The organism is Ensifer sp. 4252 (assembly GCF_050434565.1).
Taxonomy (GTDB): domain Bacteria; phylum Pseudomonadota; class Alphaproteobacteria; order Rhizobiales; family Rhizobiaceae; genus Ensifer.
Map to the genome: position 1 here is coordinate 40809 of NZ_JBNDIU010000002.1, position 21728 is coordinate 62536.

15 protein-coding genes are annotated in these 21728 nt (G+C 63.2%); 7 read left to right on the forward strand and 8 right to left on the reverse strand.

What is annotated here, in order from left to right; translation table 11 throughout:
• Positions 1-155: 155 nt before the first annotated feature.
• Both ABIE33_RS07125 and ABIE33_RS07130 read left to right on the forward strand, forming a co-directional pair.
• Entirely contained in the window at positions 156-1355 is a 1200-nt protein-coding gene (locus tag ABIE33_RS07125; protein ID WP_429123270.1) for an aminotransferase class V-fold PLP-dependent enzyme, read from the forward strand.
• A gap of 45 nt (positions 1356-1400) precedes the next feature.
• Positions 1401-3230 (forward strand): ABC transporter ATP-binding protein, encoded by a 1830-nt coding sequence (locus tag ABIE33_RS07130; protein WP_429123273.1) that lies wholly within the window; start codon positions 1401-1403, stop codon positions 3228-3230.
• 21 nt (positions 3231-3251) lie between these two features.
• On the opposite strand, the gene ABIE33_RS07135 is transcribed toward ABIE33_RS07130, so the two are convergent.
• The 3 genes from ABIE33_RS07135 to ABIE33_RS07145 form a co-directional block, all read right to left on the reverse strand.
• Positions 3252-3620: a VOC family protein gene (locus ABIE33_RS07135; RefSeq protein ID WP_429123276.1), complete on the reverse strand. Its 369-nt coding sequence runs from the start codon at positions 3618-3620 to the stop codon at positions 3252-3254.
• 148 nt (positions 3621-3768) lie between these two features.
• Positions 3769-3930, reverse strand: coding sequence for a Thivi_2564 family membrane protein (locus ABIE33_RS07140; RefSeq protein ID WP_107027568.1), 162 nt, complete (start codon positions 3928-3930; stop codon positions 3769-3771).
• A gap of 236 nt (positions 3931-4166) precedes the next feature.
• Positions 4167-4892, reverse strand: a complete 726-nt coding sequence (locus ABIE33_RS07145) for an META domain-containing protein (protein ID WP_429123280.1) — start codon at positions 4890-4892, stop codon at positions 4167-4169.
• 239 nt (positions 4893-5131) lie between these two features.
• Here ABIE33_RS07145 and dxr point away from each other — a divergent pair, with 239 nt between their 5' ends.
• Positions 5132-6310, forward strand: a complete 1179-nt coding sequence (gene dxr, locus ABIE33_RS07150; protein WP_429123283.1) for a 1-deoxy-D-xylulose-5-phosphate reductoisomerase — start codon at positions 5132-5134, stop codon at positions 6308-6310.
• A gap of 234 nt (positions 6311-6544) precedes the next feature.
• On the opposite strand, the gene hemA is transcribed toward dxr, so the two are convergent.
• From hemA to ABIE33_RS07170, 4 genes are all read right to left on the reverse strand, one after another.
• A complete protein-coding gene (gene hemA / locus ABIE33_RS07155; RefSeq protein ID WP_429123286.1) occupies positions 6545-7759 on the reverse strand; it encodes a 5-aminolevulinate synthase in 1215 nt (404 codons plus the stop codon).
• A 226-nt stretch (positions 7760-7985) separates the two neighbouring features.
• Positions 7986-8783, reverse strand: coding sequence for an FAD binding domain-containing protein (locus ABIE33_RS07160; protein WP_429123288.1), 798 nt, complete (start codon positions 8781-8783; stop codon positions 7986-7988).
• A 15-nt stretch (positions 8784-8798) separates the two neighbouring features.
• Positions 8799-11147, reverse strand: coding sequence for a xanthine dehydrogenase family protein molybdopterin-binding subunit (locus ABIE33_RS07165; protein WP_429123291.1), 2349 nt, complete (start codon positions 11145-11147; stop codon positions 8799-8801).
• Between the two features lie 83 nt (positions 11148-11230).
• The gene (locus tag ABIE33_RS07170; RefSeq protein WP_429123294.1) at positions 11231-11719 is read right to left on the reverse strand and encodes a (2Fe-2S)-binding protein; all 489 of its coding nucleotides are present in this window, start codon (positions 11717-11719) and stop codon (positions 11231-11233) included.
• Between the two features lie 431 nt (positions 11720-12150).
• Here ABIE33_RS07170 and ABIE33_RS07175 point away from each other — a divergent pair, with 431 nt between their 5' ends.
• From ABIE33_RS07175 to ABIE33_RS07190, 4 genes are all read left to right on the forward strand, one after another.
• Complete coding sequence (locus ABIE33_RS07175; RefSeq protein WP_065780791.1) at positions 12151-12408, forward strand: YMGG-like glycine zipper-containing protein; 258 nt, start codon at positions 12151-12153, stop codon at positions 12406-12408.
• Positions 12409-12653: 245 nt separating this feature from the next.
• Positions 12654-13883, forward strand: a complete 1230-nt coding sequence (locus tag ABIE33_RS07180) for an MFS transporter (protein WP_429123297.1) — start codon at positions 12654-12656, stop codon at positions 13881-13883.
• 279 nt (positions 13884-14162) lie between these two features.
• Positions 14163-16076 (forward strand): autotransporter assembly complex protein TamA, encoded by a 1914-nt coding sequence (locus ABIE33_RS07185; RefSeq protein WP_429123300.1) that lies wholly within the window; start codon positions 14163-14165, stop codon positions 16074-16076.
• A 112-nt stretch (positions 16077-16188) separates the two neighbouring features.
• On the forward strand, positions 16189-20364 hold the full coding sequence (locus ABIE33_RS07190; RefSeq protein WP_429123303.1) for a translocation/assembly module TamB domain-containing protein: 4176 nt from the start codon (positions 16189-16191) through the stop codon (positions 20362-20364).
• A gap of 148 nt (positions 20365-20512) precedes the next feature.
• On the opposite strand, the gene ABIE33_RS07195 is transcribed toward ABIE33_RS07190, so the two are convergent.
• Positions 20513-21598 (reverse strand): MerR family transcriptional regulator, encoded by a 1086-nt coding sequence (locus ABIE33_RS07195; protein ID WP_429123306.1) that lies wholly within the window; start codon positions 21596-21598, stop codon positions 20513-20515.
• Between the last annotated feature and the right edge of the window lie 130 nt (positions 21599-21728).

The following is a 21728-nucleotide window of genomic DNA, read 5'->3' on the forward strand; positions in this document are numbered from 1 at the left end:
ATCGGCGGACAGCGACGGCTTTCCGCCTCATCCGCGACAACGGCGTGTTCGGCAATCCGAAGCGCGCCATTCATATCTCATTACTATGGTAGATATTCCGCGAAAACGGAATAGCCTACCCGTTTCGACTGCCAGAAAATCATATGGAGACCACCATGCCTGACCGCGACATCCGCGAAGCTCTCGGACTTCGCCCCGTTATCAACGTATCCGGCACGATGACGAGCCTCGGCGCATCGATCGTGGTCCCGGAGGCAATCGCCGCGATGACAGGCATACTGCCGCAATTCGTCGAGATCAACGACCTGCAACGCAAGATCAGCCCGGTGATTGCCCGGCTGACGGGCGGCGAGGCTGGCTTCGTCACCGCCTCCTGCTCCGCAGGCATCAGCCTTGCCGTCGCCGGCACGATGACCGGCAACGATCTTGCTGCGATCGAACGCCTGCCCGACGCCACCGGTCTGAAGAACGAAGTCATCATCCAGATGGGTCACGTCGTCAGCTATGGCGCGCCCGTCGACCAGGCGATCCGCATTGCCGGCGGCAAGCCGGTGCTCGTCGGCCAGGCGACGTCGGCCTATCGCTATCACATCGAAGGCGCCATCAACGAGCGCACGGCCGCCGCCGTCTATGTCGTGTCACACCATGTAGTGCAGTACGGCCTTGTCGGGCTCAAGGAATTCGCCGAAGCCTGCCATGCGAAGGGCGTGCCTGTCATCGTCGACGCGGCTTCCGAATACGATCTGAAGACCTTCCTCGAGCAGGGCGCGGACATCGTTCTTTATTCCGGCCACAAGTTCCTGGGCGGCCCGACCTCGGGGATCGTCGCCGGCGAAAAGACGCTGGTGCGCAACGCCTTCCTGCAGAACCTTGGCATCGGCCGCGGCATGAAGGTCGGCAAGGAAAGCATGCTTGGCGTTATGGCGGCCCTGATCGCCTGGGAAACCCGCGACCACCAGGGCATCCGTGACCGCGAGACCGGCTATCTCCATCTCTGGCGCGACACGCTCGACGGCCGCCCGGGCATCAAGCCGGTGATCGAAGCCGACCCGACCGGCAATCCGCTCGACCGCCTGCGCATCACCATCGACCCGCAGGAAGCCCATATCACCGCATGGGACCTCGCCGATGCACTGGCGCGCGGCGCGCCGCCGATCATCGTGCGCGATCACGAGGTCGAGCACAATTACTTCTACCTCGACCCCTGCAACCTTCATCCCGGCCAGGAAACCATCGTGGCGAACCGCCTTTCCGAGGAGCTGACGAAGGCGCGCAGCTCCAACGAAATCATCGCCACGCCGCTCCATGAACGCAACGCCCGCCGCTTCGCCGGCCTGTTGCGCTGGCCCGACTGAGACCGATCCGCCACCACCCGTGCAGAACGACAAGGAATGTGAGACATGACCCGCACCGACGCTGCCACCGATCTGTCGAAAGCTGTGCTTTCGGTCGAGAACCTGACGACCTCGTTTCTGGTCGACGGCGCCTGGAAGCCGGTGGTGCGGGACATCTCTTTCTCGGTCATGCCGGGGGAGACGGTGGCGATCGTCGGTGAATCCGGCTCAGGCAAGAGCGTGACGTCGCTATCGATCATGCGGCTGCTGCAGAAGGACATGAGCCGGACCGAGGGGCGCGTCATGCTCGGCGGCCGTAACATCCTCGATCTGCCGGAAAGCGACATGCGTCGCGTGCGCGGCAACGACGTGGCGATGATCTTCCAGGAGCCGATGACCAGCCTCAACCCGCTGTTCACCATCGGCGACCAGATTTCCGAAGCGTTGCTTTGCCACCGACCGATGAGCAAGGCGGAGGCAAAGGCCGAAACCATTCGCCTGCTCGACAAGGTCAGGATCCCCTCGGCGGCCTCCCGTTTCGACGAATACCCGCACCGCTTCTCCGGCGGCATGCGCCAGCGCGTGATGATCGCCATGGCGCTTGCCAGCCGCCCGAAGCTTTTGATCGCCGACGAACCGACAACCGCCCTCGACGTAACGATCCAGGGACAGATCCTCGATCTGATCAAGGTGCTGCAGGAAGAGGAAGGAACCTCCGTTCTGTTCATCACCCACGACATGGGCGTGGTCGCCGAGATTGCCGACCGCACGGTGGTGATGTTCCGCGGCGAGGCGGTGGAGACCGGCCAGACGAACGACATCTTCCTGCGCGCCAAACATCCCTATACTCGTGCGCTGCTTTCGGCCGTGCCGATGCTCGGCTCGATGAAAGGCAAGCCGCAGCCGTTGCGTTTTCCCATCATCGACAGCACCACCGGCCTGCCGGATTCGCCGGTCGAGGGCGCAAGCACGGTCGCCGAGACCCGCCCGATCCTTGAGGTGAAAAACCTCGTCAAGCGCTTCGACATCCATGCCGGCCTGCTCGGCAGGCTGCAGGGCCGTGTGCACGCGATCGAAAACGTCTCCTTCAGCCTGCAGCCCGGCGAAACGCTGTCGCTCGTCGGCGAATCCGGCTGCGGCAAGTCGACGACCGGTCGCGCCATCATGCGGCTGATCGAGCCGCAGAGCGGATCGGTCGTTCTCAACGGCCAGGATGTGCTCGCCATGGACCGCAAGGCATTGCGCGAAATGCGCCGGACCATGCAGATGATCTTCCAGGATCCCTTTGCAAGCCTCAACCCGCGCATGACCGTGGGGGCTGCGATCGCCGAACCCTATCTCGAACACAAGCTCGGCACCGCGAGCCAGGCCCGCGACAAGGTCGCCGACCTCTTGGAGCGCGTCGGCCTGCAGGCCGACATGGCATCGCGCTATCCGCACGAATTCTCCGGCGGCCAGCGCCAGCGCGTCTGCATTGCCCGGGCGTTGGCGCTCGATCCGAAGGTCATCGTTGCCGACGAATCGGTGTCGGCGCTCGACGTCTCGATCAAGGCGCAGGTCATCAACCTTCTGCTCGACCTGCAGGCAAGCCTCGGCCTTGCCTATCTCTTCATCTCCCACGACATGGCCGTCGTCGAGCGCGTCAGCCACCGCGTCGCCGTGATGTATCTCGGCGAGATCGTCGAGATCGGTCCGCGCGCCGGCATTTTCGAGAACCCGCAGCACCCCTATACCCGCAAGCTGATGGCGGCCGTGCCGATTGCCGATCCGACCCGGCGGCACACCAGGCGCAACGTTGCCAGCGACGAGATCAAGAGCCCCATGCGCGCGCCTGACTACGTCGTTGCTGCACGGGAGTACCGACAGATTTCGGCGGAGCACTTCGTGCAGGTGTAGAACCAGCGTGGATTTGCGCCGTCACTTGTCCGGCGTGCAGACACGCAAGCGGTGGCCATCGGGGTCAAGCGCAACGAAGGTGCGGCCGAAGACGGCGGTCATCAGCTCCTGCTCGATCGGCACGCCGGCCTTGCGCCACGCCGCGTGCAGCCGCTCGACCTCGCCGTCGTCCTTGACCATGAAGGCGATTTCCATCCGGTGGCCGGAGCCGGATGATACGAAGTTGGCAGCGCTGGTGGACCAGAGGCCGAAGGTGAGCCCGTTTTCCAGGGCATAGGCGACATAGGTCGAAAAAGCAGCAACCGGCGCGCGGCCAAGCAGCCTTGTGTAGAAGGCGGCGCTCTTTTCAGGATCGTCCACGTAAAGCAGGATGAGGTTTGGACTGAGCATCGTCGTTGTTCGATGAGCCAAACCTAGCCTCAGCCGCTGTCAGTTTCTGTCAGCATTGATCCGAACCGGGCGCGAAAAAGCCGCCGCTCCGCGATTGGAGCTGGCGGCCTTGTCAAACTGTTCTAGCCGATCGACGTGAGTGGCTGCGTCAGAAGACGGCCAGATACTTCAACAGCGAGATGATGCCGATGACGAGCACGATCGCCTGGACGATCTGCTTTGCGCGGCCGTCGAGCGGCAGGCGCTGGACCAGATAAAGCACGAGCACGATGACAAGGAACGTGATCAGAATGCTGATAAGAAGCCCCATAGACAAACTCCCTTTGTAAGGCGACGCGAAGTCGTCAGAGTTGTAACTATGAGGCGAGCCGAAAAGTTCCAGTATCAGCAACTACTTATTTAGATCGAGCGGCGGATCGGAGGGCTTTGCGGGCGTAAAATCATGGCTCTGCGTAGGCTGAAACCAAGTGCCCGTCGGCCGCAATAACGGCGGCCGTCAGCCTCTGTGACAGTCCTATGCGACCTTTGCCGGCGAGGCGTCGGATGTCAGCTCGCCACCTTGCAGACAATCCCGGCATCGTTGTCGCCCTTCGTCGCATCGTAGAACGTCACCTCATCGCCCTTCGTCCACCAGATATACTGGCCGCCGACATATTTGGCGCCCGATGCGGCAATCACGTTGGAAGCGACGGTGAAGTTGCCGTCGATGGTGAAGGTCACCAGGGAGATGGGACCGGCATTGATGTATTCGGCTTCGACCGCCTTGCCACCGCAGTCATATCGCACCTGCTGGCGATCGACCGTCTCGGCACCCGGAATAGAGATCGTGACATCGACACTGCCTGATCCGCCCGCCGCCATCGACGCCAGCGTCAGCGCCGGCGTACCGGCCGACTTGCCGAGGATCAGCTTGAAGCCTTCAACCGCCCAGGACAACTCGGTGCGCAGCGCCGCCAGGAATTTCTGTTCCTGATCCATCACCGCCGGCACGCACATCTTGCGGGTCGTGGCCGCCGGCCCGAAGGTGATCTTCGCACCGGAAAGGTTGAACGTTCCGGTAAAGTGGTTGCAGCCGGCCATGCCGCCGTAGGTGCCGTCATCGCGGATCTCCAGCGTCGACTGAAGATTGTCGATCACCCCACGGCCGGCAATATCCTCGGCAAGCCAGCTGCCGACAAGCGCCTGCGGCACGTTTTCGGCAGCGACCGTCTGCATCGAGGCCATTTCGATCAGCACGCAGGCGCAGGAAAGGGCGGTGGCGACTTTCAGCATCGGGAACTCCTTCGCGCTTCGACTCGTGACCCGATTCTTAGCCCGATCACACGTCGGATTGAAGACCGCGCCCTTGTTGCCCGTCGATTTCGCCTGTAGAGCCTAGCGCATACTCTGAAGATCGGCATCGGTTTTCGGCAAAACCAAGACGCGGCTTCCCTTCGTCGGAGCGAGCGCAAGACGCCCGGTTGGCACTTGCGCACCCCGCAGGAAGAGCGAACAAGAACATGGGAATTGGCATGGCATCCCGCGAAACCGCGAAGCGCCGACTGACGATCCTGGGCTCGACCGGCTCCATCGGCACGAACACGCTCGATGTCGTCGCGCGGCTGGGCGGTCGCGACAGCTTCGAGATCGTCGCTCTGACCGGCAACGGCAACATTCCGCTGCTGGCCCAACAGGCGATTGCCCACGGCGCAGAGCTTGCCGTCACCGCCGACGACAACCATTACGCCAGCCTGAAGGCGGCGCTTGCCGGCACCGGCATCGCGGTTGCGTCAGGCAGGAGCGGCCTGATCGAGGCGGCGGAGCGCGACGCCGGCTGGGTCATGGCGGCCATCATCGGCAATGCCGGGCTTGCCCCGACGCTGGCCGCCGCAAGCCGTGGCGCCGACATCGCCCTTGCCAACAAGGAATGCCTGGTTTCTGCAGGCAGCCTGTTCATCGAAGCGGTCAAGAGGGGTGGCGGCCGGCTGCTGCCAGTCGACAGCGAACACAACGCCATCTTCCAGGTGCTGGAAGAACACCAGCGCCACGCCGTCGAGCGCATCATCCTGACCGCCTCTGGCGGCCCCTTCCGCACAAAGTCGCTCGAAGAGATGCGCCACGTTACCGCCGATGTCGCCCGCGCCCATCCGAACTGGTCGATGGGCCTCAAGATCTCGATCGACAGCGCCTCGATGTTCAACAAGGCGCTGGAGATGATCGAGGCGAAGCACCTGTTCGGGCTGAAGCCGGAGCAGATCGAGGTGATCGTGCATCCGCAGTCGGTCATCCACTCGATGGTCGGCTATACCGACGGCTCGGTGCTGGCGCAACTCGGCTGCCCTGACATGCGCACCGCCATCGGCTATGCGCTCTCCTATCCCAGCCGCTGCGATCTGCCGATCGAACGGCTAGACTTCGCCAAGCTGTCGAGGCTGGATTTCGAAGCCCCCGACGAAGTACGTTTCCCGGCGATCCGCCTGGCGCGGCGCGCCATGGAAGAGGGCGGCGTGCAGGGGGCCGTGCTGAACGGCGCCAAGGAGACAGCGCTTGAAGCCTTCATCGCCGGTGAGACCGGATTCCTGACCATGGCCGAAATCGTCGAGCAGGTGATGGACAAGCTGTCGGACCTGCCTGCGGCCATCACCATGGATGATGTTTTCGCCGCCGACGAAAAAGCCCGGCAACTGGCTGCCGGGCTTCTACATCAATAAGGCTGAACCGACGTTCCTGCCCCTCATCCGGCCTGCCGGCCACCTTCTCCCCGCACGCGGGGCGAAGGAAATTCGTGGCACTCTTCAAGCCCTTAACGATCGTTCGCAACGCTTCGCCCTCTGACAGCGTGCATCGGGTGATGCGCCAGCTATTGTCCTCGTCCCCTCTCCCCGCATGCGGGGAGAGGGTTAGGGTGAGGGGCAACCTTCTCGGAAGATTAGGTGAGCGTGGCCTTACGCGACAGCCCGTGCCAGCGCACAGCGCGACCACAGCGAATGCAGTGCGCTGACCAGATGGTCGATATCGGCATCAGAATGCAGCGGCGTCGGGGTGATGCGCAGACGCTCGGTCTTCTTCGGCACCGTCGGATAGTTGATCGGCTGCACATAGACGCCGAAATGATCGAGCAGCAGGTCTGAGATCCATTTGCACTTGGCTGCATCGCCAACCATGACCGGCACGATATGGCTCGGGTTCGGCATATGCGGAATGCCGCGCTGGTCGAGCAGCGAGCGCAGCCGGCGCACGCGCTCCTGATGGGCGAAGCGTTCGACCTGGCTTTCCTTCAGATGACGGATGGAGGCAAGCGCACCGGCCGCAAGCGTCGGCGGCAGTGCTGTCGTGAAGATGAAGCCCGAAGCAAAGGAGCGGATGAAATCGCAAAGCGCCGTCGAGCCGGTGATGTAGCCGCCCATGACGCCGAAGGCCTTGCCGAGCGTGCCTTCGATGACGGTCAGGCGATGCATCAGGCCTTCGCGCTCGGCGATGCCGCCACCACGCGGGCCGTACATGCCGACGGCGTGCACTTCGTCGAGATAGGTCATCGCGCCGTATTTGTCGGCGAGATCGCAGAATTCCTTGATCGGGGCGATGTCGCCATCCATCGAATAGACGGATTCAAAGGCGATGATCTTCGGCGCACGCGGGTCGGCCGCGGCCAGCTTGGCTTCGAGGTCGGCCACCGAATTGTGCTTGAAGATGACGCGTTCGCACTTGGAGTAACGAATCCCCTCGATCATCGAAGCGTGATTCCCGGCGTCTGAGAAGACGATGACACCGGGAATCTTCGAACAGAGCGTTCCGAGTGCTGCCCAGTTGGAAACGTAACCCGAGGTGAACAGAAGCGCCGATTCCTTGCCATGCAGATCTGCGAGCTCACGCTCAAGCAGCACATGGTAATGGTTGGTGCCGGAAATGTTGCGGGTTCCGCCGGCACCGGCACCGCATTCGTCGATCGCGCGCTTCATCGCCTCGGTGACAACAGCGTGCTGGCCCATGCCGAGATAGTCGTTGGAACACCAGACGGTGACTTCCTGGATGCCTTCAGCCGTGTGGCGCGCGGCCTTCGGAAAGTTGCCGCGATGGCGCGCGATATCGGCGAAAACCCGGTAGCGACCTTCCTGATGCAGCCCGTCCAGTTCGGTTTTAAAGAAATTCTCGAAGTCCATCATCTTCTCCAGTGCCCTGCCGCTTTTTTTGATTCAAAGCGACCGGGGGTCAACCCCGCAATGCGACGCGCCCGCCACCTGCGGCAAAAGGCCTCTAGTTTTGAAACGTTCCAAAGAAAGCCCTAGCGCATGTAAATCCCTCCAAGCTTGATCGAAGTCAAGCTTGGACGAAAAAAGGGCGGCCGAAACCGCCCCTTTTTGACGCATCAAGACGGGCTCGCATTGCTCATGCCGCGGCTACCGCGCGTTTTGCCATCACCTTCACCAGATTGGCGCGATAGCTGGCATCCGCATGGATATCGGAAAGCAGGTCGGAAGCGTCGACCGTCACATTAGCAAGTGCATCCGGCGACCAGTTGGAGGAAAGTGCTGCCTCCATGCCCATGTGCCGGAAGACGCCGCTCGATCCCGCCCCCGTCACCGCGACGCGAACTTCGCCATTGTCTCGCCGCACGACGAAGACGCCGGTCATGGCGTAGCGCGAAGCCGGGTTGGCGAACTTCTGGTAGGCCGCCTTTGCAGGAGCCTCGAAGGTGATCGCGGTCACCAGCTCGCCATCTTCGAGCGCGGTCTCGAAAAGGCCGGTGAAGAAATCACCGGCGGCAATCTCTCGCCGGTCGGTGACGATGGTCGCATCGAGCGCCAGCATCGCCGAGGGGTAGTCGGCAGCCGGATCATTGTTGGCGATCGAGCCACCGATCGTGCCCATGTGGCGCACATGCGGGTCGCCGATATGGCTGGCGAGCCCGCAGATCGCCGGGCACACGGCCGCAAGCTCGGCGGAGGACGCCACGTCGAAATGGCTGGTCGCAGCACCGATCATCACGGTTCTCCCCGAAACCGTGATGCCCTTCATTTCGGCGACATGCCTGAGATCGATGAGGTCGGTCGGTGCGGCGAGTCGCTGCTTCATCGTCGGTATCAGCGTCATCCCGCCGGAGAGATACTTGCCCTCCCCCGCGGCCTGCTTGAGTTTGACGGCGTCCTGAATGGAGGACGCCCGATGATAATGGGTCTCGTACATGACACGTCCTCCCGCTCAGTTTGCGGCATGGGCGGCAGCCCAGACCTTTTGGGGCGTCGCCGGCATCGTCAGCCGGTTGTTGCCGATGGCGTCGGTGATGGCGTTGATCAACGCCGGCGGCGAACCGATGGCGCCGGCCTCGCCGCAGCCCTTGATCCCGAGCGGATTGTTCGGGCAGGGCGTGTTCGAGGTCGACACCGTGAACGATGGCAGGTCGTCGGCGCGCGGCATGGCGTAGTCCATATAGCTCGCCGTCAGCAGTTGGCCGTTTGCCGGATCGTAGTGAACATTCTCGAGCAGCGCCTGGCCGATGCCCTGTGCCAGGCCACCATGCACCTGGCCCTCGACGATCATCGGATTGATGATATTGCCGAAGTCGTCGGCGGCGACAAACTGGATGATCTTGGTGACGCCGGTTTCCGGATCGACCTCGACTTCGCAGATGTAGCAGCCGGCTGGGAAGGTAAAGTTCGCCGGATCATAGAAGGCGCCCTCCTTCAGCCCCGGCTCCATGCCCGGCGGCAGATTGTGGGCCGTGTAGGCGGCCAGCGCCATCTGGAACCACGGCACCGTCTTGTCGGTGCCGGCGACCTTGAGCTCGCCGTTCTCGATGACGATGTCGCTTTCATCCGCCTCCATGAGGTGGGCGGCGATCTTCTTCGCCTTGGCTTCGACCTTGTCGAGCGCCTTGACGACGGCGGACATGCCGACCGCGCCCGAGCGCGAACCGTAGGTGCCCATGCCCATCTGCACCTTGTCGGTATCGCCATGCACGATGTTGACGCTGTCGATCGGCACGCCGAAGCGATCGGCGACCAATTGGGCGAAGGTGGTTTCATGCCCCTGCCCATGGCTGTGCGACCCGGTCAGAACCTCAATCGTGCCGACCGCATTGACGCGGACCTCTGCCGATTCCCAGAGACCGACGCCGGCACCGAGCGAGCCGACCGCCGCCGACGGCGCGATGCCGCAGGCCTCGATGTAACAGCTCATGCCGATGCCGCGCTTCATGCCGCGTTTGGCGGCTTCCGCCTTACGGGCGGCAAAGCCGTTCCAGTCGGAGGCCTGCATCGCCGAATTGAGCGATGCGTCGTAGTCGCCGGCATCGTAGTTCATGATCACGGGCGTCTGGTGCGGGAAGGTACGGATGAAGTTGATCCGCCTCAGTTCCGCCGGCGAAACCCCAAGTTCGCGCGCCGCGGTCTCCATGGTCCGCTCCAGGAGATAGGTCGCTTCCGGACGACCGGCGCCGCGATAGGCATCGACCGGCGCCGTGTTGGTGTAGACCGTGCGCACATTGGCGTGGATTGCCGGTATGTCATACTGGCCCGACAGAAGCGTCGCATAGAGATAGGTCGGCACCGCCGAGGAAAACAGCGACATGTAGGCGCCGAGATTGGCAACCGTATCGACCTTGAGCCCAATAATCCGGTTGTCGGCATCAAACGCCATCTTCACCTTCGAAAGATGGTCGCGGCCATGCGCATCGGTCAGGAACGCTTCGGTTCGGTCCGACGTCCATTTCACCGGCACGCCGGTGCGCTTGGAGGCCCAGAGACAGACGATCTCTTCGGGGTAGATGTAGATCTTCGAGCCGAAGCCGCCGCCGACATCGGGCGCGATCACGCGCAGCTTGTTCTCGGGCGCGACATTGTAGAAGGCGCTCATCACCAGTCGGGCCACATGCGGGTTCTGGCTGGTGGTGTAGCAGGTGTAGTGGTCGTCGCCGCCATCGTAGATCCCGAGCGTGGCGCGCGGCTCCATCGGGTTCGGCGACAGGCGGTTGTTGTGGATGGTGATCTCGGTCACATGCGCGGCTGCGGCGATCGCCTTGTCGGTGGCGGCGGGATCGCCGATCTGCCAGTCGAAGATCAGATTGTTGGGCGCTTCCGGGTGCAGCTGCGGCTGGCCTTGCTCCAGCGCCTTCGTCGCATCGGTGACGACGGGCAGTTCCTGGTAGTCGACGACGACGGCTTCTGCCGCATCCTTCGCCTCGGCGATACTGTCGGCAACGACGATGGCGACAGCATCGCCGACATAACGCACCGTCTCATGGGCGAGCGGCCGCCAGGCGCCCATCTTCATCGGCGATCCGTCCTTGGAATGGATCATCCAGCCGCAGATGAGATTGCCGATACCGTCGGCGAGCAGTTGCTTGCCATCGAGCACGCCGATCACGCCGGGCATGGCCTTGGCCGCCGCCGCGTCAATCGACTTGATTTTCGCATGCGCATAGGGACTGCGCACGAAGATCGCATATTTCATGCCCGGCACCGACATGTCGTCGGTATAGCGCCCCTTGCCGGTCAGGAACCGTTTGTCTTCCTTGCGCGCCACCCGCGCGCCAATGCCTTCAACGCCCATTGCCGATCTCCTCCCGAGATATCCAGCGAAAGTCCTGCGGTGAAATATGATCGCGGCGACACGTCATCGCCGCGGGCCGGACGTCATTCGGCAGCGACGCGGGCGCCGCCCATCTCGGCCGAGGCCGCAAGGATCGCCTTGACGATGTTGTGGTAGCCGGTGCAACGACAGATATTGCCTTCGAGCTCGGCGCGCACGGTCGCTTCATCGAGCTGTCCGCCATGCCGGCGGATCATGTCGACGGCCGTCATCACCATGCCGGGGGTGCAGAAACCGCATTGCAGGCCGTGATTGGCCTTGAAGGCCGCCTGCACCGGGTGCAGTTCGCCGTTTGCGGCCAGCCCTTCGATGGTGGTGATCTGCGAGCCCGCCGCCTGCGCGGCGAGGGTGGAACAGCTCTTGACCGACATTCCGTCCATATGAATGACGCAGGCGCCACATTGCGACGTGTCGCAGCCGACATGGGTGCCGGTCAGTCCAAGGTTCTCGCGAATGAAATGCACCAGCAACGTCCGGTCATCGCACTGACCGCTCACCTGACGGCCGTTGACCGTCATTGTAATTTTCGCCATTTCGCTCCTCCGGGTGGGTCAATGCCAACACGAGCGCGAACGATAAGCCGGGTGATGATCTGTCCACGCGACTTGGGAAACGCGCCAACTGCTATCGATGCCCTTCGCCTCGATACCCCTCCTCCGGGTTCCCGCGGCTTGTTTGTATCATTGTCTTTTTTTGGAATGTCGCAACCGTCCGAGGGTCTGGTGCGATAAAAAATTTACGCGAAGGTTGTGTTGGCTGAAATAGCGCCTTCATGTCCCGTTCAGGAACGATATCATTATGTTGGCGGCGAAGAGAATCCGCCGGACCTCCTGTAGACTTTCACAGCGGCCAGTTTATTTTCTGAAATTGCAAGTTCAAGTGGAGAAAGACATCCGTCTTTCCGCCAATCATGTAAGGGACGGACGAGGCAACAGGCTGAGATCCGTAGAGATCGGAGAGAACAATGAAGAAAGCCATCGCACTTGTGCTGGTTGCCTTGTCGGTTGCGAGCTGCACCCAGACTGAAAAGGGTGCCGGCATCGGCGCCGTCTCGGGCGCGATCATCGGTGGCGCGATCACCGGCGACGTCCGTGGTGCTGCTGTCGGTGCTGCCATCGGCGGCGTCTCGGGCGCGGTCATCGGCAACGTCACCGAACAGCCGGGCCAGTGCTACTACCGCGACCGCTACGGCCGCCGCTACATCGACTCCTGCCCGCGCTAAGCCGCAGGGACAGTCGATGACAGCGACACGACGTCCGCCTGTCGACTGACGGACCGGACGAAACATCACCCCTCACAGCCAACGGCCGTGAGGGGTTTTTCGTTTTCCTGACCCTCTCGGCAATCTGCCGATCCGCGACCCGGCCCCGGCAATCGTGCTGAATGGGCAGGGGCGCAGGAACCGGGTGGCCCGCGCCAGCACAAATCTGTCAGGTGCCTCGAAACCGCTTGATCGAGGCCCGCTCCATGCCGAAACCGCCTGTCCCCGCCCTGCCACCAGCGTTCAAACGCATCGCCTGGTCCAACCTGTTTGCACAATTCTCCGAGCAGGTCGCCTTGGCCGCAGCACCGCTCGCGGCCGTTTTTCTGCTTTCGGCCGGCCCCGCCGAAACCGGCTGGCTGCAGATGGCCCAGACGCTGCCGTTTCTGCTGCTGTCCATTCCGGCCGGACTGCTCGTCGACCGCGCCTCGCGGCGAATGCTCATGGTCCTCTCGGAAATGCTGCGCGCCCTGTCGCTGGTAGCAACCCTGCTTTTGATGGCGAGCGGCCTGCTCACTCTGCCGCTTCTGGCGATCATGGGCTTTGTCGGCGCGATCGGAACGGTCTGCTACAACGTCGCCGCACCGGCACTGATCCCCGCGATCGTCCCGCGCGCCCAGCTCGCCGACGCCAATCGCTGGCTGGAGCTTGCCCGCAGCCTCGCCTATTCCGGCGGACCGGCAATCGGCGGGGCGATCGTTGCCTGGACCGGCGCCTCGCTTGCCTATGTTGCTGCCACCACGCTTTCCCTTCTCGCCGTCGTCTTGCTTGCCGGCCTCAGCGACCAGGAGCGATCGACCCGACCACAACGCAACCTGCTACAAGATCTGGTCGAAGGCGCGCGGTTCCTCGGCCACCATCCGCTGCTGCGGCCAATACTCGTGACCGCGATCGTCTTCAACACGTCCTGGTTCGTGCTGCAGGCGGTCTATGTCGCCTATGCCGTCCAGACGCTCGGGCTGACGGCAACGGGTGTCGGCATCACGCTCGGCATCTACGGAGCCGGGATGATGATCGGAGCCTATGCCGCCCCGGCCTTGGCGCGCCGCATCCCCTTCGGCGTCATGATCGCGCTCGGCCCGCTCGGTGGCCTGCTCGCAGCCGTCGTGATGTTGCTGACGATCTGGTTTCCCTTGGGCGCACTTGCGGGATTGAGCTTCTTTCTGTTCGGCGCAGGGCCGGTTCTCTGGTCGATCGCCACGCTCACGCTCCGGCAGGCCATCACCCCGAACGCGATGATGGGGCGGGTTTCGGCCTTCATCACCACGGCCACATTCGGCGCAAGGCCAATTGGTGCGGTACTCGGCGCCATCGTCGCCACCCACTTCGGCGTCAAGGCTTGCCTCATGGTTGCAACAGCCGGTTTCCTCGTCCAGTTTCTGGTGATCATCGCCTCCCAGGTTCCCAGGTTGCGGGCATTACCCGAGCCGGCTTGACCCCATTCAATCGCGTCGACGCGACCATCTGACGCCCTGCAAACGGCAACCGGGAGCGGGACGTTGCCAGCTACATTGTGGCCGAGGCGCGTAGTTTTTGTGCTGCGTTGACAACATTCCGGGTGTTTTTCCTGGAAATCGGCGCCGAATCTGGGCCTCAGGGGTGGATGCGGGCGGCCGTCATCGTTAACAGATGGAAAACCTTAGGCATGCAATAGTGACCCCGCCGCATAGAAGGCAGTTTGTATTGGGTCGCCTTAAGACGGGATGCGGAAGCGAATGTCCCCACCACGGTCGAGTATTGCGTACTGGAAGGCAGCAACTGCGCTCGCGGTTGCCGTCTCGTGCGCGCTCGGCCCCATGTCCGTCTCCAGGGCCTACGCGTTCAAGATCTTCGGCATGAAATTCTTCGAGGGCGACGAGGACGAGGCGCAGGTCATCGACCCCGTCAACTACACCCTCACTTTCCAAGCAGGCACCGACGACAAGGAACTGAAAGAAGCGCTGGAGAACAGCTCGCAGTTGGTCCAGGGACAGGAAAAACCCGTTTCCGGTAACCTTGGCCTTGCGATCCGCGCCCGCGACGACCGCGACCGCCTTCTCGCCGCACTCTATGAGAAGGCCCGTTACGGCGGCACGGTCGCAATCCAAATCAATGGCCAGGACATCGACAGCCTGCCACCCGACCCGTCCTTCCCTGACGGTCAGGCGATACCCGTCACCGTCAGCGTGACGCCGGGGCCGGTGTTCTCGCTCGGCTCGGTCAAGTTCGAAGGCGATGCCGCCGGCCTCAATCCCGCCGACTACGATCTCGCACTCGGAACCAGGGCGGATTCGACGCGGATCATCAAGGCCGGCGAAAAGGTCGTCGACGATCTGCGCGAGCAGGGACGGCCGCTTGCCAAGCTGACCGAGCGCAGCGTCGTAGCCGATCACGCAGACTCGACCGTCGACGTGGTGATATCAGCCGAAAGCGGGCCGGTGGCGCCCGTTGGCGAGGTCAGCGTTTCCGGAACCAAGACCGTCGATCCGGGGTTCGTCCGCGACTATTCGCGGCTCAACGAGGGCCGCCCCTATTCGCCCGAGGACATCCGCAAGGCATCCGAACGGCTGCGCCAGCTCGGCGTGTTCTCGAGCGTCACGATCAAGGAAGCCAACACGCTTTCACCCGATGGTTCGATCCCGATGAAGATCGAGGTGTCCGAGGGCAAGCACCGGTATTTCGGCTTCGGCGCCCAGGTCTCGACCACTGACGGACTCGGGCTTTCGGGCTATTGGGGGCACCGCAACCTGTTCGGCCGGGCGGAATCCCTGCGTATCGAAGGCTCGATCGACCGCATCGGCGAGACCAAGGAGCTCGACAAGCTCGACTATTCCGCCGGCATCCTCTTTGCCAAGCCCGGCGCCTTCGGCCCGGCCTCGACCTTCACCGCCAGCCTCAAGGCCAACATCCAGGATCCCGATGCCTATCGCGCCAAGATCCTGACCGGTGCCGCCGGGGCGACTTTCGAGCTGTCGCCGACCGACACCTTCTCAGGCGGCGGCGAGCTCAGTTGGGCGAATGTCGACGACGCCTTCGGCTCGAACTCCTATCTGACTGCCGCCATTCCGCTCGAATATGTGCGCGACACCCGCGATGACAAGCTGAACGCGACCGAGGGCTACCGCGCGTTGATCAACGCCAAGCCGAGCTATGAGATCAAGGGCCAGACCTTCTTCTCGTCCTTCGAAGCGTCGGCTTCGGGCTATCACGCGCTTGGTGACGAGAAGCGGTTCGTTCTTGCCGGCAAGATCGGTGCGGGCGTGCTTGTTGGTGGCGACGGCCTTGCCGACATTCCGGCAAACCGCCGCTTCTATCTCGGCGGAGGTGGCTCGGTGCGCGGCTATTCCTATCAGGAGATCAGCCCGCGCAATTCCGACAACGAGGAGACCGGCGGGCGCTCCTACGTCAACGCCTCTCTGGAAGCGCGCATCGCGATCACCGACACGATCGGCGTCGTGCCTTTCGTCGATGTCGGCACGGTTTCGGCAAAGACGACGCCTGACTTCTCCGACATTCGTGCCGGCGCCGGCATCGGCCTTCGCTACCAGACGCCGTTCGGGCCGATCCGTCTCGATGTGGCGATGCCGCTCAACAAATATCCCGGCGGCACGAGCTACGGCATCTATGCCGGTATCGGCCAATCCTTCTGATTCCACCGGGTTTCGACCGATTTCTGCGCGCGGTCGGGAAATTTAGCCCAATCGCCCGGACTTTCTGCCTGCAAAGATACCGCAGCGGCGCAAGTTGCGTTATGGATAGATCATGAATCAGGTCGTCCGCTTCCTTCGCGCGACGCTGCGCTATTGCTTTTATGTGCTAGGCGTATTTGCGGTCGCTGCTCTTCTTCTCGTCGCCTTCGTGGGCTTCACGACACCCGGCGCCCGCCTTGTCGCCTGGGCGATCGAGAAATATGCGGCAACCCCGGACCAGATCGTGCGGATTGCCGACCCAAGCCCGTTGTTGACCGGCCAGTTCACCGCCGGCAGCGTGACGCTGTTCGATGGCGAGGGCATCTATGCGGAGGTTCGCGACCTCTCGCTCAACTGGTCGCCCGCGGCGCTGCTTTCCTTCCGCTTCGACGCCGCGGCGCTCTCGGCCGGTTCCATCCGTGTCGAGCGCCTGCCTGTGCCTTCGACGGAAACCAAGGAAGTGCGCTCGACCTTCGCGCTGCCGGTCGATGTCAAGATCGATGCGATCGATCTGAAGGAAATCGTCATCGGCAAGGCGATTGCCGGCGAGGACCAGTTCCTGACGGCGAGTGGCAAGGTGAACGCCACCAACGAAAGCATCGCACTCGCCATAACGGCAGCGCAACGCGACCGGCCCGAGGCCAAGGCAGTTGCCGACATCGTCTTCAATCCGGCCGGCAACGAACTGAAGCTCGAAGCAACCGTCAACGAGCCCGCCAATGGCGTGCTCGCAAAGTTGCTGCGCCTGCCGAACGAACCCGCCGTCAACATCAAGGTGACAGGTGAAGGGCCGCTTTCGGACTGGGCCGGGACCGGGACGGCGGCGCTTGACGGCACCGAGATCCTCAAGCTCGACGGCCGCCATATCCAGACGACGGACGGCATGCATCGGCTGACGCTTTCCGGCGGCGGCGGCTTCGGTTCGCTGATGCCGCCGGCATTGCGCCCGATGTTCGAGGGCCAGACCAGCATCGATCTTGCTGCTGCCTTCGACGGCAAGGGCATGGTGCGCGTCGACAAGGGGCACGTGGCGACCGGCGCGCTGGCCTTCGCCGCCTTCGGCACCTTCGACAGCAAGGGCGAGAACAATCTGCAGGCAAGGCTCGCCGGCACCAATGGCGCGATCGATTTCCGCTGGCCACTGGAAAAGGGCGAGGCCCGCGTTCTGATCAATACCGTCAACCTGTCGCTGATCGGCGATGCCCAATCGGCAATCCTTGACGCGGCCGCCGACGTCACCTCCGTAGCACTGCCGGATGTGGCGCTCGGTGCGGTCAAGCTTTCGGCTCAGAGCGACGGCTTCAACCTCGCGACACAATCGGGCCCGATCAGGACGACGGTCGAGGTCGGCCAGGCCGGCTTCGACAATGCCGATCTTGCCCGTCTCGTCCAGGCGCCGATGAAGATTGTCGGCGAGATCGCGGTTGCCAAGGACAGCATCGCCTTCAAGCCGGTGACGCTCGAAAGCCCCGGCGTCGGCGGCACCATCGAAGGTGCCTTCTCCCGCGAAACCAACACGGTTGCCGCGACCTTCAAGCTCTTTACCGTTCCAGCGGCCCTGCCGCCGGCGGCCGCCGCGAAATTCGACGGCACCATCGCGCTTGCGGGTAGTCTCAAGACCGGCGACGATGGCAGCGTCACCGTCGAGAACATCGACCTGAAATCCGCGACGATCGAGGCTGCCGGATCCGTCGCGCTCGCCGACGGCAATCTGACCGCGGACATCAAGGGCGTTCTGCCGGATCTCGGCAAGCTCCTCGCCGACGCCAAGGGCAAGGCCGACTTCACCGCCGCCGTGACGGGACCGCTCGCCGAACTCGGAATCAAGGCGGAACTGTCCTCGAGCGGCGCGACGCTCGCCGGCCGCACGCTCAGCGACCTGACCATCAAGGCCGATGCCACTGCAAACCAGAGCAGCCCTCAGGCCAAGCTGACGGCAACCGGTGCGCTTGACGGTCAACCGATCGACGTGCGCGCCGACGTCGTATCGAAGGATGGCAGCACATCGATCCCGGTGCTCGAAGCCAAGATCGGTGAGAACACGCTGACCGGCGCAATCAACTTCACCCCCGACTTCAAGCCCGACGGCACTGTCGATTTCAAGTTTCCGGACCTGGGACTGCTTGCCGCCATGGCTGGCCAGAAGGCCTCCGGCGATCTCTCGGGATCGGCCGCGATCCGGACGGCCAACGGTATCACCTCCATCGTTCTGAAAGCCGGCGGCAGCGGCATCAAGCGCGACGACCTGACGATCGCCAAGCCGACAGCCGACATCACCATTGCGGACCTTTCGGCGTTGGCAATCAAGGGCAGCGTCCGGGCGGAGACCATTGCCCAGGGTGCCAACCGGGTGTCCGGCCTGAGCCTCGACTTCACCCAGCAGGCGGGCAAGACAGGCTTTGCCATCGACGGCAAGTACGACGGCGGGCCTTTGACGGCCAAGGGGGATCTGACGAGTTCGGGCGGCCGCACGGAAATCCGCCTTTCCTCCTTCGGCGCGACGCCGAAGCGGATTGCGCTGAGGCTCGCAGCACCCACCGTAATCGCGATCGAGAAGGGCACCGTGCGCCTGAACGCGCTGACGATCCAGGCATCGAAGGGCACGATCGCGGTAAGCGGCACCGCCGGCGAGAAGCTTGACATCACCGCAAAGCTGAACGCGTTGCCGGCAGCCCTGGTCAACGCTTTTGCCCCGGATCTCGGCGCCGAAGGGGCGATTGGCGGCACCGTCGACGTCGACGGAACGCCGGCAGCGCCGGTCGTCGCCTATAACCTCAAATGGTCCGGCGCTTCGCTTGCCGCAGCGCGCACCGCCGGTGTCGGCGCCTTCGACATTTCGGCCAACGGCAAGTTCGTCAACAACCGCGTGACGCTCGACACCACGCTTTCCGGCGCGGGTGGCCTCGCTTTCAAGGGCGGCGGCAATGTCGACATCGCCGGCAACATGCCGATATCAATGAAGTTCAACGGCAATGTGCCCTTCGCGCTGGTTGCCAACCTGATGGCCCAGCAGGGCTTCACGCTCACAGGTCAGGCCGCCGTCGACCTCACGATTTCCGGCTCGGCCAAGGCACCACAGATTGCCGGCACGATCACCACGTCAGGCGGACGCCTCGTCGACGTCCGGCGCAACCTCGCGCTCAACAACCTGACAGCCAACGTGGCGCTCGACGGCAAGCAGGCGACGATCACCAAGCTTTCCGCCAACCTCGCAACCGGCGGCTCAGTCGAGGTCACCGGCACGGTCGGTACCGTTCCCGGCTCCGGTTTTCCAGCCAACCTGACGATCCGGCTCAACAACGCCACCTATGTCGACGGCACGCTGTTCAACGCCCAGCTTGCCGGCGAGATGACCTTGACCGGTCCGCTCGCGGCCACGCCGACGCTCGGCGGCAAGGTCACGATCCGCAAGGCGGCGATTACCATTCCCGAGAAATTGCCGACCTCGCTCTCGGCCATCGACATCAAGCACAAGAATGCGCCGGCCAAAGTGCAGCAGATGGCCAAGGACATCCGCAAGGACGAGAAGCCGGCGGGCGCCAATGCCAGCGGCGGCATCGCCTTCAACCTTGGCGTCACAGCCAATCAGGTCTTTGTGCGCGGCCGCGGCATCGACGCCGAACTCGGCGGCAATCTGACGATCCGCGGCACGGCCGTGCAGCCGACCATTTCGGGCGGCTTCGAGATGCGCCGCGGCCGTCTGGAAATCCTCGGCAAACGCCTGACCTTTACCGATGGCACGATCGGTTTTGGCGGCGACCTGATCCCGACGCTCGATCTCAAGGCGACGTCGACCGCCGGTGCGACGACCATCACCGTCAACGTCGCAGGCCTTGCCAACAATCCGCAGATCACCTTCTCGTCGTCGCCAGCCCTGCCCCAGGACGAAATTCTGGCGCAGCTGATCTTCAACCGCTCGCTGTCCAACCTCTCGGCCTTCCAGATTGCCCAGCTTGCCTCCGCTGTCAGCCAGCTGGCGGGCGGTGGCTCGACCTCGCTGCTCGACGGCCTGCGCAACAAGCTCGGTGTCGATGATCTTGACGTCACCACCGACGAGAACGGCGGCGCCTCGGTGCGCGCCGGCAAGTATCTCAACGACCGTACCTATATCGAACTGCAGCAAGGCGCCGATTCAGGCTCCAGCAAGGCCGTGATCAATCTCGATGTCGGCAAGGGCGTCAAGCTGAAGGGCTCTGCCGGCGGCGACGGCTCCGCGTCGGGCGGCATCTTCTTCGAAAAGGAATACTGAGCAAGCACGTCGCCAATGCCGCCACCGCGGTAGGCGCGTCTGCGTTCCTCACCACAAACAAGCCCGCGGATCGAGGGTGACCCGCGGGCTTGTTTGTTTGCCATTGCAGTGCGTCTGCGAACGCTCGTGGCCAATGGCAGCGCGCCCGTCACAGCCCCGGGCGAAAATAGATGCCGCTGAGCTTGCCGTTAGGGGCAAGCATCAGAGCGCATTCCAGCGTTCCCTTTTCGAAGCGGACATCATAGACATCCGAGCCTTCCTGCAGCACGCCCTTGAACGCCACGCTCTGCAGCGCCCCCAGGCGGTCGAGTTCTGCCTTGACGATCGGCGCCTGTTCATGTGCGAGTGCCGCGAGCGCCGGCATCATTGCATCGTAGTCGGGCTCGCCGCGCTGATGCTCGGCAATGATGCGGCGAAGTAAGGCCTCGCTGTTGGGAAACGGGATCTTGTCCTTCACGCGTTTCTCCAGGTCGTCGGCAACGGCACGCGCCTTGGTCTCGTCGATGCGCTTCGCCGTCTGCTCGTAGCCGCCCTGATGCAGGACCACGCCTTCCGCCGCCCCACGGTCATTGCGGGTGAAGGAAAGTTGCGCCTGGACGACCCGGTAGAAGAACAGGTCATCCGCTTCTGGATAAATTTCGACCGCAGTCTGTCCAGGCAACTGCGCCATCAGTCCACCGTCACGACGAGTGATGCTCAGCACGTCACCGGTCTCGAACTGGAAGTCGCCGACAACAGAGCCGTGTTTTTCGGGGTCGAAACGAATCTCGGTTCGCGGTCGCGCCTGCTCGTAGCGTCGCCATGCAACGGTATCCGGCGATAGGTCGGTCATCCTGGTCTCCTTGGCAAGAGTGATGAGTTCGCTGATCGAGACGGCCTGACCGCTCGATATCTTCTGCAGGGCAGCGCCGATCAGCGACAGGCTGTGCTCGACCCGGTCGCGCAGATCGACGAGCGCGGATTGCTGGATCGTCAGCGTCTGACCGAGGTCCGGTGCGGCGCCGGCCAGCAGGACGGTGATCCGGGTCAGGCTCAAGCCAAGGCGCTTCAAGGCGAGGATCTCGGTCAACCGGGCGATTTCCGCACCGCCATAGAGCCGCCAGTTCTTTTCCGTCCGGCGCGGCGCGATCAGGCCACGATCCTCGTAGACGCGCAGCGCCCGCACGGTAAGGCCGAGACGATCGGCACATTCAGCGGCGGACAAAAGGGCGTCATGGTTTCGCTTGTCGCTCATGGGAACCTCCTGGATTCATCTTCTAAGGTATGACCTTGGGTTCGGCACAAGCGATATTTTGTGTGGGTCGCATCAAGATTTCGCGGAGGGTGCTCGCGCCTGGGTCGAGTCGCCATGGATTTTGCACAAT

What these genes read in the sequence shown, in the direction of transcription:
- ABIE33_RS07125 (WP_429123270.1), top strand. Translation starts at nt 156, where the DNA reads ATGCCTGACCGCGACATCCGCGAAGCTCTCGGACTTCGCCCCGTTATC.
- ABIE33_RS07130 (WP_429123273.1), top strand. Translation starts at nt 1,401, where the DNA reads ATGACCCGCACCGACGCTGCCACCGATCTGTCGAAAGCTGTGCTTTCG.
- ABIE33_RS07135 (WP_429123276.1), bottom strand. Translation starts at nt 3,620, where the DNA reads ATGCTCAGTCCAAACCTCATCCTGCTTTACGTGGACGATCCTGAAAAG.
- ABIE33_RS07140 (WP_107027568.1), bottom strand. Translation starts at nt 3,930, where the DNA reads ATGGGGCTTCTTATCAGCATTCTGATCACGTTCCTTGTCATCGTGCTC.
- ABIE33_RS07145 (WP_429123280.1), bottom strand. Translation starts at nt 4,892, where the DNA reads ATGCTGAAAGTCGCCACCGCCCTTTCCTGCGCCTGCGTGCTGATCGAA.
- dxr (WP_429123283.1), top strand. Translation starts at nt 5,132, where the DNA reads ATGGCATCCCGCGAAACCGCGAAGCGCCGACTGACGATCCTGGGCTCG.
- hemA (WP_429123286.1), bottom strand. Translation starts at nt 7,759, where the DNA reads ATGGACTTCGAGAATTTCTTTAAAACCGAACTGGACGGGCTGCATCAG.
- ABIE33_RS07160 (WP_429123288.1), bottom strand. Translation starts at nt 8,783, where the DNA reads ATGTACGAGACCCATTATCATCGGGCGTCCTCCATTCAGGACGCCGTC.
- ABIE33_RS07165 (WP_429123291.1), bottom strand. Translation starts at nt 11,147, where the DNA reads ATGGGCGTTGAAGGCATTGGCGCGCGGGTGGCGCGCAAGGAAGACAAA.
- ABIE33_RS07170 (WP_429123294.1), bottom strand. Translation starts at nt 11,719, where the DNA reads ATGGCGAAAATTACAATGACGGTCAACGGCCGTCAGGTGAGCGGTCAG.
- ABIE33_RS07175 (WP_065780791.1), top strand. Translation starts at nt 12,151, where the DNA reads ATGAAGAAAGCCATCGCACTTGTGCTGGTTGCCTTGTCGGTTGCGAGC.
- ABIE33_RS07180 (WP_429123297.1), top strand. Translation starts at nt 12,654, where the DNA reads ATGCCGAAACCGCCTGTCCCCGCCCTGCCACCAGCGTTCAAACGCATC.
- ABIE33_RS07185 (WP_429123300.1), top strand. Translation starts at nt 14,163, where the DNA reads ATGTCCCCACCACGGTCGAGTATTGCGTACTGGAAGGCAGCAACTGCG.
- ABIE33_RS07190 (WP_429123303.1), top strand. Translation starts at nt 16,189, where the DNA reads ATGAATCAGGTCGTCCGCTTCCTTCGCGCGACGCTGCGCTATTGCTTT.
- ABIE33_RS07195 (WP_429123306.1), bottom strand. Translation starts at nt 21,598, where the DNA reads ATGAGCGACAAGCGAAACCATGACGCCCTTTTGTCCGCCGCTGAATGT.